At 35.0% G+C, this 12,158-nt stretch carries 10 protein-coding genes; 4 read left to right on the plus strand and 6 right to left on the minus strand.

The genetic code is table 11. The annotated features are described in order from the left end of the window. The first annotated feature begins 119 nt into the window (after window positions 1–119). The 3 genes from VB776_RS06045 to VB776_RS06055 all read left to right on the plus strand — a co-directional run bounded on the left by VB776_RS06045 (window position 120) and on the right by VB776_RS06055 (window position 4,217). Complete coding sequence (locus tag VB776_RS06045) at window positions 120–857, plus strand: sulfite exporter TauE/SafE family protein (RefSeq protein ID WP_323327018.1); 738 nt, start codon at window positions 120–122, stop codon at window positions 855–857. A gap of 189 nt (window positions 858–1,046) precedes the next feature. Then, window positions 1,047–1,547: a molybdopterin-dependent oxidoreductase gene (locus tag VB776_RS06050; protein WP_323327020.1), complete on the plus strand. Its 501-nt coding sequence runs from the start codon at window positions 1,047–1,049 to the stop codon at window positions 1,545–1,547. Window positions 1,548–1,658: 111 nt separating this feature from the next. Continuing rightward, window positions 1,659–4,217, plus strand: coding sequence for a TonB-dependent receptor (locus VB776_RS06055; RefSeq protein WP_323327022.1), 2,559 nt, complete (start codon window positions 1,659–1,661; stop codon window positions 4,215–4,217). A gap of 86 nt (window positions 4,218–4,303) precedes the next feature. Here VB776_RS06055 and VB776_RS06060 read toward each other — a convergent pair whose 3' ends face one another. The 6 genes from VB776_RS06060 to VB776_RS06085 all read right to left on the minus strand — a co-directional run bounded on the left by VB776_RS06060 (window position 4,304) and on the right by VB776_RS06085 (window position 11,156). Next, complete coding sequence (locus tag VB776_RS06060) at window positions 4,304–6,760, minus strand: TonB-dependent receptor domain-containing protein (protein WP_323327024.1); 2,457 nt, start codon at window positions 6,758–6,760, stop codon at window positions 4,304–4,306. Between the two features lie 121 nt (window positions 6,761–6,881). Beyond that, a complete protein-coding gene (locus tag VB776_RS06065) occupies window positions 6,882–7,703 on the minus strand; it encodes a helix-turn-helix domain-containing protein (protein ID WP_323327026.1) in 822 nt (273 codons plus the stop codon). 65 nt (window positions 7,704–7,768) lie between these two features. Then, the gene (locus tag VB776_RS06070) at window positions 7,769–8,341 is read right to left on the minus strand and encodes a cytochrome c oxidase subunit 3 (RefSeq protein ID WP_323327028.1); all 573 of its coding nucleotides are present in this window, start codon (window positions 8,339–8,341) and stop codon (window positions 7,769–7,771) included. A 167-nt stretch (window positions 8,342–8,508) separates the two neighbouring features. Then, complete coding sequence (gene ispE / locus VB776_RS06075; RefSeq protein WP_323327030.1) at window positions 8,509–9,315, minus strand: 4-(cytidine 5'-diphospho)-2-C-methyl-D-erythritol kinase; 807 nt, start codon at window positions 9,313–9,315, stop codon at window positions 8,509–8,511. A 48-nt stretch (window positions 9,316–9,363) separates the two neighbouring features. After that, the gene (locus VB776_RS06080) at window positions 9,364–10,209 is read right to left on the minus strand and encodes a glycerophosphodiester phosphodiesterase family protein (protein ID WP_323327032.1); all 846 of its coding nucleotides are present in this window, start codon (window positions 10,207–10,209) and stop codon (window positions 9,364–9,366) included. A gap of 104 nt (window positions 10,210–10,313) precedes the next feature. Then, the gene (locus VB776_RS06085; RefSeq protein ID WP_323327034.1) at window positions 10,314–11,156 is read right to left on the minus strand and encodes an AraC family transcriptional regulator; all 843 of its coding nucleotides are present in this window, start codon (window positions 11,154–11,156) and stop codon (window positions 10,314–10,316) included. 121 nt (window positions 11,157–11,277) lie between these two features. Here VB776_RS06085 and VB776_RS06090 point away from each other — a divergent pair, with 121 nt between their 5' ends. Beyond that, window positions 11,278–12,147, plus strand: a complete 870-nt coding sequence (locus tag VB776_RS06090; protein WP_323327036.1) for a 3-keto-disaccharide hydrolase — start codon at window positions 11,278–11,280, stop codon at window positions 12,145–12,147. The last annotated feature ends 11 nt before the right edge of the window (window positions 12,148–12,158 follow it).

A 12,158-nucleotide genomic window follows, 5' to 3' on the forward strand; every position in this document is an offset into this window, starting at 1 on the left:
ATTAGCTGTCGGATTTCAGCTATCAGTTTTCGGTTTTGGGAAACACTTTTTTCTTTCTCGAAATCAGATTTCGATTTTCTGCTATACTTCGCTATATTTGTTAAAATATAGCGTTTTGTATGGATTCAAATTTTCTTTTGATGCTTTTTCTTTTAAGCATTGTCGCATTTTTATATTCTTCGGTGGGTCACGGCGGAGCGAGTGGCTACTTGGCAGTAATGGCGATTGTAGGTGTTTCGCCTACTTTGATGAAATCTTCCGCTTTGATTATGAATCTCGCCGTTTCACTCTTTTCTTTTTTAGGTTTTTATCGGGCAGGCTTTTTCAAGCTAAAACTCTTTTGGCCATTTGCCGTTGCCAGTATTCCCTTGGCGTACTTAGGCGGAACGATGACGCTTTCAGATTCTATTTATAAGAAAATTTTAGCTCTTTGCATCTTAATTTCCATTGCTCGTTTATTGTATCAGTTCAAGCAAGAAGAAGGCGAAAACCGTGAAGTTCCGCTTTGGGCTGGACTTACTTCTGGCGGTGTAATTGGCTTACTTTCGGGCATGATTGGTATTGGTGGAGGCATCGTTTTGAGTCCGTTGATGCTATTGATGAAATGGGCAAAACTTAAAGAAACCGCAGCCGTTTCGGCACTTTTTATTTTTGTAAATTCTCTTTCAGGCTTGTATGGTCAATTGATGAAGGGAAATATTCAATTGCCTGCTAACCTGCAATGGGCAATAGCCGTAACAGTTTTTGGGGGTTTGTTAGGTTCGTACTTCGGAAGCCAAAAATTCAATTTACCCACACTTCGTTACTTATTGGCTTTGGGTTTAGTAATTGCTTGTGCCAAATTGATTTTTACCTAAAGTTTAGTACAATGATTATGCAAAATGTTTGTATCTCAAATTAATATTTTAGTAGCGGTAAACCCTTGCCGTTTCGGGTGAGGCAACCGCAAGGGTTTGCCGCTACTAATTGAGCCTAAAATTAATGCTAAATATTTGCCGTTGTCATTAATTTTTCACTCAAAGATTTCAAAAACAACACTCAATTTTATGAAAAAATTACTTTATACATTGCTTTTATCTTTTATTATTCACTCAATTCACGCTCAGTCAAGAAGTGAAAGTATTACTATTCTTGGAAATGTAGAAAATTCTTTAAACTTGACAATCAAAGATTTACAACAAATGAATGTTGTAAATGGAACAGATTTTAAAGTTGTCAGTACTTCGGGTGAAGTAAGAAAAGAATTCAAAACTTACAAAGGAGTATTATTAAGCGAGCTTTTGGATAAAGCCAAAATCGTTCTTCAAAGTCCAAAAGAAAAAGGGAAAATTTACTTTGTAGCTACTGCTACTGATGGTTACACCGCTATTTTTTCTTATCATGAAATTTTCAATAATCCTGCTGGCGATAAAGTATTGGTACTTTTTGAAGAAAATGGAAAAGAAATCGACAAAGACGGAGCTTTTGTACTCATCTCTGCCACAGATAAAATCACAGGTGCAAGACACGTAAAATGGCTGAAAAGTATTGAAGTTAAAAAACTTTAATGAACATCATTTCCCTAATTCCTTTATTATTTCTCCATGAACACTTTTTTGATTTTTATGAAAAAAAATATACATTTTTATTTATCGCTATATTTTAATAAATATAGCGTTTTGAAAATAACAAATACGCTTTTACTCATTTGCATTTTACATTTCAATCTGAAAGCACAAAAGAAAGTACAGCCAATTGTTTATAAAGATACTGTTAGACAATTATCAGAAGTAGTAGTAACGGCTTCAAGAATGCCTGAAAATGTGTTGAAATCGCCGATTAGTATTGCTTTGTTGGATAATCGTGCTATTCAAAATTCGGCAACGCCTTCTTTTTATGATGCCCTCGAAAATATCAAAGGCGTTCAATTACTTACGCCAAGTTTGGGTTTTAAAGTGTATAATACTCGTGGTTTTGCCAACCCGACCAATGTACGTTTTGTGCAATTGGTTGATGGTGTGGATAACCAAGCACCGCATATTGGTTCGCCCATTGCCAGTGCTTTAGCTCCCACAGATTTGGACGTGAACCAAGTAGAAATTTTACACGGAGCAGCCTCGGCACTTTACGGCATGAATGCCCTGAATGGTTTGGTCAATATTTTTTCTAAAAACCCATTTGAGCATCAAGGCTTAAGCTTTCAGCAGAAAACTGGAGTAAATCATTTTAACGATAATAATACTTCTGTTCATCTGTTTAGTGAAAGTTCGCTTCGCTGGGCAAAGGCATTTAACAATACTTTTGCCACAAAAATCAACTTTGAATACTTGACGGGCTACGATTGGATTTCGGATAATAATACCGATTTGAACCCGAATGGAAATGCGTCTTTGAATCTTTTCGGAACGGATAATCCTGCTTATGATGGCATCAATGCTTATGGAAATGAATCGTCGAACCGAAGAAATTTGACTTTGGGTGGCAAACGTTATTCCGTTGCCCGAACTGGTTATCTAGAAAAGGAAATTGCAGATTTTTCACTCAGAAATATCAAAGGCGATGTGAGTTTATTCGTTCGTCCGAAGAAAGATTGGGAAGTTTCTTATACTTATCGTTTCGGCATTTTGGATAATCTTTACCAGCGAACAAACCGTTTTAGATTAAGCGATTATCGCATCGACCAGCACAGTATTAGTTTTAAATCGCCTTCGATTCAAGCGAAAGCTTATTTGACGCATGAAAATACGGGACAATCTTATAATATCCGTTCGATGGCGGAGAATATTGAGCGTACTTTTAAAACAGATGATGCTTGGTTTACAGATTTTACCAATCAATTTAATGCTAATACAAAAGCTGGAATGAGTGTCACAGATGCTTTACAATCTGCAAGAAATCTGGCTGATAAAGGCAGACCACAACCGCACACGGCTGAATTTGATGCTTTAATTAAAAAATTAGGCGACATTAATAATTGGGATGTTGGAGCGGCTTTGAGAGTACAATCTTGGTTGTATCATGTGGAAGCCCAAGTAGATTTGACACAACAGTTGTTTAGTACTTTACGTCAAAAATACGGATTGAGTATTTTGACTGGTTTTGATTATAGAATGTTTGAAGTACTGCCCGATGGAAATTATTTTATCAATCCAGTAGAAGCAGGCAAAAATTTGACTTACAACAAAGTAGGCGGTTTTGTACAATTGACGAAATTGTTGTTGAATGATAAACTAAAACTCAACGCTTCGATGCGTGCCGATAAAAATCAGTACTTTGATTTAAGTTGGAATCCAAGATTGGCGATTGTTTATTCTCCAACCGATGACCAAAACATTAGAATTTCTTACCAAAATGCCTATCGTTTCCCAAGTCTTTTTGAGGCTTTTTCTAACGTAAACAGCGGAGGCGTAAAAAGAGTAGGCGGTTTGCCGATAATGTCGCAAGGAATTTTTGAAAATTCATACTTCAAAACTTCCATTGATGCTTTTCAAGCTGCCATTACCAACGATGTAAACAAAAATGGTTTAACAACGGCACAAGCGGTTGTTAAAAATAAAAGCTTGTTGAAAAAGAACGATTATGGTTACATTCAGCCAGAATCGGTAAATAGTTTTGAAATCGGTTATAAAGGACTTTGGTTTGATAAACGCTTGTATGTGGATGTTGATTTTTATTACAATCAATACCAAAATTTCATGGCACAAGTAGAAACAAATTTGCCTTTAACCCAAAGTACCAATGCCGATTCTATCGCTTTTGCGTTAAATGACCGCACAAAAAATCAGCGTTATCGTTTGTGGACAAATTCAAAAACTACGGTTTTTAATTATGGCGGAAGTATTGGTTTGCGATACAGAATTTACAAAGATTTTATGCTTTCAACCAATGCTTCTTATGCACAATTAGACCGCAAAACCACAGACGACGGTTTGGAAGAAGCCTTCAATACGCCTCGTTGGATTTTGAATTTTTCACTCAGTAATCGGAAAATTACAGAACGTTTGGGCTTTAATGTAAATTGGAAATGGCAAGAAGATTTTCTGTGGCAATCGTCATTGGCAACGGGAAATGTACCTGCATATTCTACAATTGACGGACAAATTAGCTACACTTTACCAGCACAAAATTTGACTCTGAAGTTAGGTGGAACAAATCTGCTGAATAAGTATTACTACAACTTTTTGGCTGGACCAAGCGTGGGCGGTTTTTATTATTTGAGTGCTACTTTGAATCTGTAAATAGCATTTGGTTTTGTGATTGTAATAATCACAAAACCAAATTTTCAATTCTGCCAAAGTAAAACTATAAAGTACTCTTAAATCCTCTAAAACTCTTTTTCTCCGAACTCACTCGTAGGAAGTTTCGTCTTTTTGTCTGTCTTATTAAAACTATAAGTAAGATTCAATAAAATAATGTTCGTTTCTTGAATATAATTAGTGGTAGTATAAAAATCCTTTCCAAAAGTCGTAATACGCTGCTCGTTGACTTTCATCTGCCCCAAAGCCATATTTTGCCACTGTAGTCCAATCGCAAGTTTATTATTCATCAATGATTTTTTGAGTGAAAGATTGGGCTGGAAAAATCTTGAATCTACTCCTTGTGCTGTATTTTTTGCAGATAAGTATGATAAATTAAATTGGGTGCTTAAACTTGAACTAATTTGATAACTAATATTCGAATTGATGGAATATACCCAAGCATTGTTATTAACAGCAACAGTGTTATTAAATAATGAACCATTCATCTGAAGATTGTAAGTATTTGCTCCAAAGAATATTTTTACTTGTTTGATGGGCAAATATGTAATCCCTATTTCAGAACCAAGTAATCGAGCTTTGCCTGCATTGGTATAAATACGATTCAGAATGGTATCATTATAGACGCTGTTTACTCGGTTCACAATATCATTGATAAATTGCCCATATACATTCCAATAAATAGAAGCCTTTTTTAAATCTTTGGTTAGTCCAACTTCTAAGATGTCTATAAATTCTGGGCGAATATTAGGGTCACCTTGTTCTAAAGTTTCACTGTGTTCTCGTTCTGGATATGGATTTAGCTCATTGTTGGTCGAACGTTGTACACGTTTACTATAGCCCAATTTAAGCTTGAACGAATTGTCGATACTGTATAATAAATTAGCAGAAGGGAATAAATTAGAAAGTTGTAAAATCGTTGGAGCGTTTCCTTTATTGTCTTTGAATTCTCTAAAAGCATTTTCGTAACGTAAGCCTGTCGAGAATTCTATATTTTTGAAGCTACCAGCGTATTGCATATACATGCCATGAATACGGTTTAAAACCTTGATTTTTGCTGTAAATGCAGGGTTTTGCATAAAAGGACTATTACTGCCTTCTTTTTCAAGATAGACAAAATCGCCATCTTGCTGTTGATGCCTAAATTGATAGCCAATCGACAGTTTACCGATGCCTATCGTTTTTTCATAATCAGCCTTCAAACGCAATGCTTTCAAAGGATTATAAGTCGTATTGAGCGTATATTGTAGTGTATCTTTATAATCCTTAATATTTAGATTACGGTTTTGAGTGTATCCGTCGATTAAGGCATTTTCGTACAAGGTAGATAAAGTAAGTGCTGAAGCATCTTTGAATTTATGAGTATAATCGAAATTATAGACTTTGAATGAGCCAGATTTTAGTACCAAATTGGTATTATAATAATTAGAACGACCAATGATTTGATTGGTATTCAAATCTGTTTTGGTATTATTATAAAAAATATCTGCCCTACGATATTGGTTACGTTCACCCCAATAAACCCCAGCTGAAAGTTCATCTTGTTTCGTTAAACTATAAATTAACGATGCTCGAAGTCCATAATTTTGTCTTTGAAGACTGCGTTCACCTTCACTTGGAAATTGTGTGAAAACCTGATTAATCGTCGTATTTACATCTCCTTCTCTTCTGCCAGCAATATCGTTTTGAAGATAATTTCCTGATAATGTTGCCTCTAATTTTCCTTTTCTGTAATTGAGAGTGGCATCTGAACCATAACGCTTTGGTTCTGCTTGATTATAATACGTTTTTATTCGAGGGAATCCATATTGTACATTTGTAGTGAGCGATAGCCCATCGTTCGTGCCAGACTTTGTAACAATATTGATAATGCCTGCTTTTCCATCAGCATCGTATTTTGCCGATGGAGAAGTAATCATTTCGATTTTATCAATGGTATTCGCTGGAATTTGTGCTAAAATTGTGGCTACATCAACCTGAGTAGGTTTACCATTTATTAAAACCAAAAATCCTTTAGAACCACGAACAGAAATTTCACCTTCTGCATTGACCATCACTGATGGAATATTTTTTAAAACATCTGTGGCTGAACCTCCTTTGGCAACTTCAAATTGGTCAGCTTTAAAAACTTGTTTCTCAAGCGTTGCCACCATATTGGGTTTTACCCCAGTAACAGTAATTGATTCAAGCAATTGGCTTGTTGGGCTTAGGGTAATCAAACCTAAATCGGTTGTTGGTTTTAATGAATTAATTTCAATCACCTTTGTTTTATAACCCATGTAATCTACTTTGATTTGATATTTCGTTGCATTGAAATTTACAAATCGAAATACTCCTTTATCATCAGCAAGCTCTACCAAAGGCTTTGTATTAGTCCCTAAATCCAAGCGAACTGTTGCAAATGGAAGAGGCTCATGCGTGAGCGAATCTACAAGTATGCCTTGGAGAATAGTATTTGGTTTTTGTGCATACGAATAATTGAAATAAAACAAAAACGATAGGAATGCTAGAGTAATTTTTTTCATAAGTATCAAGGAAATATTTTTGTGTTCTAATTGGTTAAAGTAAGGACTTTTTCGAACTACAAAATTCTAATACTCTTGCTTGATACTATGGTACATTTGAAAATATCATGGTAGTAAAAACTTATTGCATCCTAAAAACTTGTGGAGTTACGCCCGTATGGCGTTTGAAGTATTTTACAAAATGGGAAGCGTCTGAAAAATCTAATTTATATGCAATTTCTGCAATGCGATTATCTGTATATATTAATTGTCGTTTGGCTTCATTGATGATATGTCCTGAAAGTATTTGTGTGGCAGTAAGATTTACCGTTTTTCGGCATACAGCATTGAGGTTTTGCGGAGTTGTATTTAATATTTCGGCATAGTAAGCTACTTGGTTTTTAATAATCTGCGATTGACTTAGTAACTCGTTAAAACGTTGATAAATAGTAGTATTGGCAATGTCCGGCTCTTGCTCAATTTTAGCAATCATTCCCAATAATTTAGCTAATAATGCTTTTAGCAAGCCTTCAATCAGCGTAAAATTATCTTCCTCTTCATTAGCACATTCCAATACAAGTAATTGAAATAATAATTCGATTGTCTCGGTGTTTTGTACATACAGACTGGTATAATTACTCAATTTTGAAAAAAGCTTTTTCAACTCACCGTCTAAACTTTTTTCAATAAATCCATTTTTTAAAATTACAACATATCCCTCTGGTTCACTTGTAAGTTCCCAATGATGTACTTGTTCTTTTCGCATAAAAAAAAGCGTTGAAGGCTTTATTTCATACCGATTATAATCAATTGTGTGGCTTCCGCTACCGTCTGATAAGTAAATAATTTCGAAGTAATTATTATGTTTATGCGGTACTGTAGTACGAATATTCTTTTTGAATCTGGCGGCTTTAATAAATTTCTGAGATTCTATTTTATCTTTAACAGTTAGTGTTGCATTCATATTAGGAATTGACAAACTTATTATAAATAACTCTTACATTTTAATATGATGAGGGCATTATTCTATCAATTCTGCCAAAGTAAAAACAAAAATAATATTACCCAAAGCAAATCTACAAAGTGCCAGTAAAATACTATTAAATTGATTTTTAATTGATTGGGCGGATTTACTGAATAAACGAATGATTCAATATATGAGGCTCTTTTGATGGCTTCCAGAAAAATCTTTACTAAAAAAAACAAACCAATTACAATATGTAAAATATGTAAGCCTGAAAGTATATAAATAAAACCTCGTGAAGTACGAATGGAGGCGTCGGCGTTTAATGCGAAAAGTTGTTGCCAGCCCCATAATTGCATTCCTACAAACAAAAAACCGAGCAAAAGCGTAAAGCCCATGTAAATTCTATAACTCAAGAATTTGTCTTCCTTAAAGTTTAAATTTGCTAAATGAAGCGTTAGGCTACTAATCAAAATCAGCAAAGTACTTACCCAAAAAACAACAGGTAATTGTATTTTTCCAAAGCCAGCATCAGGTCTTTGCAAGCCCAAATAGGTTGTTAATAAGCCTAAAAACATCAATCCACTTCCGAAGATTGACATTTGAAGCATAAATTTAAAAGGTTCTCTGCGTTGCATATCTCTTTTTACAAGTTATCGGTTAACCGTTAATTGTTATTAGTTTGTCTAAAAAAGGTTGGAATCAATTTGAGACAGATGGAACTAATCTGATAAAGAGTCCCTACATTTTAACCGATAACCGATAACCGATAACCGATAACCGATAACCGATAACCGATAACCGATTATAGTTTCCCTTGCCAAATACTGTATTTTTCAAAATGGTTTTTTGTATCTATTTCTTCCTCAAAAATCCCAAAAACCGTAGAGCCTGAGCCTGTCATACTTGCGTAAGCTGCCCCGAGTTCATACAATTGATTTTTGATATTTTCGATAGCTGGATATTTGGGCAAAAGATGTTTTTCAAAATCATTTTTCACCAAATCTTTCCACTCGTTTACTGGTTTCTGTAACACTTCTTGCAAATCAATTTCATTTTTCAGCGGTTTCACCCCCGAATAAGCCTCAGCGGTTGAAATATGAATATTCGGATTCACCAATACAATGTACTTTCCTGCTAAATCGACCGAAATGTTCGCAAATTCATCGCCTTTGCCAAAACAATATTGTGGGCGATTTTGAATGAAAAAAGCACAGTCGCTTCCTAATTTACGAGCGTAGTTTTCCATTTGTTCCACTGATAAGTGTAACGCAAAAAGCTCATTCAAAGTTTTGATTGTAAAAGCACAATCTGCTGAACCGCCGCCCATGCCTGCCCCAATTGGCACAACTTTGTGGAGGTGAATACTTACGTGAGGAATGTCAAAATCTTGCTTTAAAAGATGGTAAGCCTTTAGGCATAGATTACTTTCGGGATTTCCTGGAATATCCAAACCCGTACTTTTGAAACTTAATGTTTCGGCTGGTAAAATTTCTAAAATATCGCACCAGCCAACGGGATAAAAACAAGATTCAAGATTATGAAAGCCGTCTGCACGTTTTTCGGTGATGTATAAACCAATATTGATTTTTGCGTTTGGAAAAGTAACCATTGGGTTTGTTTTTAAGACATTAAAAAACAAAAATACTTTACAAAAAAGCTATTTCCATAATTTTAAAGCCCTGTCTGGATAATCAGTGATGAGTCCGTCTGTGCCTAAGGCTTTCATGGCTAACATATCGTCGATTTCGTTGACTGTCCACGGAATTACTTTGATGCCTTTTTGGTGGCACATCGCCAATTTTCTTTTGGTTAATTGCTTGAAGTACGGACTAAAAACGTCTGGTAAAAAGCCTAATTTCTGCAAAGAAGGTTCAACGCCTTCACGTTCGACTAAAGCCGACAAAGTAAATTTTGGATACTTTTTTGTTTGAATTTGCTGATGCCAAAACCGAAGTATATTAAAATCAAAACTTTGGATAATAATTCTCTCGGCAGGAATGAATTGTTTCAAAACCTGATAAACCAAATCAGAAAATACTTCAATACTTTCGGGCTGAGAAAACCCATACTCTTTTTCTTCCGACTTGATTTCTATATTATAATGAACCGCTTTGAGTCCTTTTTGTTGAATATAATTTTCACAGAAAGCCAACATTTCGCTCAACAATGGTTTATGAGTTGCCAATTTTTGTTGTGCTGGAAAAAGTTTATTCCCACGCAAACCCGTATCAAATTGTTGAATTTCTTGATAATTCATTTGATACAAATTCAGTATTTTTTCCTCTTTTTTCAGCACAGGCGAACCGTTTGGATGTGAAGTAAAAAGTGCGTTCATGTAAGGCTCGTGCGATACAACAACTTGGTGGTCTTGACTGATACAAACATCTAATTCTAAAGTATCAACACCCAAATCCAAAGCTTTTTGAAAAGCTGGAATGGTATTTTCGGGCATCAGTCCACGGCAACCTCTGTGACCTTCTATTTCAAATGTATTTTGTTGCATAAGAAGTTATTGAAAACAGCAAAATGCTATAGGCTTTAGGCTGTAAGCAGTAAGCTAAAAGTAAAATGATTTTTATGAAATTGATGGGCAATTTTGCCTAAAGCCTATCGCCTAATAGTATTTTTTCTAAAAGCAGTTGGCGTATTTCCTGTATATTTTTTAAACTGTTTACAAAAATGGCTTTCGTCGGTAAAACCAAATTCGTCTGCAATTTCTGTCAGTGTTAGTTGACTGTACAACAAACGGGCTTCTATCAGCTTGATTTTATGTTTGGTAATGTACTGTTTCAGCGATTCGCCAGTCTGTCTTTTAAAAAAAATACTAATGTAAGCAGGAGCATAGTTGAAAACTTCCGCCAAATGTTCTACACTGAGTTCGGAAGGTTTGTAGATATGTTGCTTGATATACATCAAAATCGCTTCTACAGAATCTTGCAAAATGGGTTTTACGGGCGTTTGTCCAAATAAATTTCGAGCCAAAATCATCATCATACTTCTCATCAAACTATCACGAATGATTTCAAAATATTGAGATTGCTGATTTTCATATTCACTTTCAAGTACTGATAGCAAGCTATGAAGTTTCTGTTTTTCTTGCTTATCCTTCACGATAGAACCACGGCTTTGCGAAGAAGTATATAACAGCGTTCTCATAATTTGCTGCCAAGTACTGTCTTTTTCGCCCATTTGTTGATGAAAGGATTCATTGAAACGAATAAAGCAAAATTCTGTTAATTCTTGGATTTCAAAATCGTGATAATCTTCTGGTCCTAACAAAAAAACGTCTCCTTCGGCATACTGAAAAGCATTGCCGTTGATGTTATGAATGCCGTTTCCTTGCAAGATAAAAATAATCTCGAAGTAAGTATGTTTATGCACCGAGTGCATCCATTTTTTAGCTTCGAAATGATAAATATTAAAAGGAGTATGGAGGATATATCGTTTCATCAGTATTGAATTTAGACTGGTTATAAAAGTACCGATATATATTGGATTTTTACAATTATGACAGATTTGCTTTGATTAGTTTTGCAAAGAATAATCATTGATTTCAATAACCCATACAACTATGAAACGACTGCTATTATTAATTACGCTTTTATCTTCGCTGATTTTACTGCCTTCTCTCAATCAATCAGATGAATGGGAGCTACTTTTAGACAAAAATCTAACAAAATGGGAAAACTATTTAAGTTATCGTCATAAAAGTGATTATAATGGAAAAATACCGAAAGATGCTTCTGGAAACCCTATTCAGCCTATTGGATATAATAAGGATGAAACAAAGGTTTTTTCGGTCTTGAATGAAGCCAATGGTCCAGTGCTAAAAGTAAGTGGCGAAATTTATGGCTGTCTGTTTACGAAGAAGTCTTACGAAAATTATCATTTAAAACTTCAAGTAAAATGGGGTGAAAAAAAGTATGAACCAAGACAAAACAAATTGCGAGATTCGGGTATTCTCTATCATTCCAACGGCGAAGCGGGTGCAGAATATTTTCGCTCTTGGATGCTTTCTCAAGAATTTCAAATTATGGAAGGACATACGGGCGATTTCTGGTGTCAAGCCAATTCTGCCATTGATATTCGTTCTTTTCCTTCAGAAGGAATGATGAATAATATTGCCGACGAAAAGCAACCTTTTGCTACCTTTAAGAAAGGAAGTGATTTTTATTGTATGCGTTCAGGAAATTATGAAAGTCCTAATGGCGAATGGACAACCTTGGAACTAATTTGCTACAAAGGCAAAAGCTTACATATTGTGAATGGAAAAGTGGTAATGATATTAAAAAATTCACGCTTTATCACGCCAGAAGGGAAAGAAGTGCCGATGACCAGTGGAAAAATTCAATTACAAAGCGAAGCCGCTGAAGTATTTTTTCGAGACATTCGCATCAAACCAATTGCTGCGATGCCTAAAGCTTATGAAAAATTATTTTAAGGATTTTACAA

It is taken from the genome of Arcicella gelida, assembly GCF_034931025.1.
Classification (GTDB): Bacteria; Bacteroidota; Bacteroidia; order Cytophagales; family Spirosomataceae; genus Arcicella; species Arcicella gelida.

What these genes read in the sequence shown, in the direction of transcription:
- VB776_RS06045 (WP_323327018.1), top strand. Translation starts at nt 120, where the DNA reads ATGGATTCAAATTTTCTTTTGATGCTTTTTCTTTTAAGCATTGTCGCA.
- VB776_RS06050 (WP_323327020.1), top strand. Translation starts at nt 1,047, where the DNA reads ATGAAAAAATTACTTTATACATTGCTTTTATCTTTTATTATTCACTCA.
- VB776_RS06060 (WP_323327024.1), bottom strand. Translation starts at nt 6,760, where the DNA reads ATGAAAAAAATTACTCTAGCATTCCTATCGTTTTTGTTTTATTTCAAT.
- VB776_RS06065 (WP_323327026.1), bottom strand. Translation starts at nt 7,703, where the DNA reads ATGAATGCAACACTAACTGTTAAAGATAAAATAGAATCTCAGAAATTT.
- VB776_RS06070 (WP_323327028.1), bottom strand. Translation starts at nt 8,341, where the DNA reads ATGCAACGCAGAGAACCTTTTAAATTTATGCTTCAAATGTCAATCTTC.
- ispE (WP_323327030.1), bottom strand. Translation starts at nt 9,315, where the DNA reads ATGGTTACTTTTCCAAACGCAAAAATCAATATTGGTTTATACATCACC.
- VB776_RS06080 (WP_323327032.1), bottom strand. Translation starts at nt 10,209, where the DNA reads ATGCAACAAAATACATTTGAAATAGAAGGTCACAGAGGTTGCCGTGGA.
- VB776_RS06085 (WP_323327034.1), bottom strand. Translation starts at nt 11,156, where the DNA reads ATGAAACGATATATCCTCCATACTCCTTTTAATATTTATCATTTCGAA.
- VB776_RS06090 (WP_323327036.1), top strand. Translation starts at nt 11,278, where the DNA reads ATGAAACGACTGCTATTATTAATTACGCTTTTATCTTCGCTGATTTTA.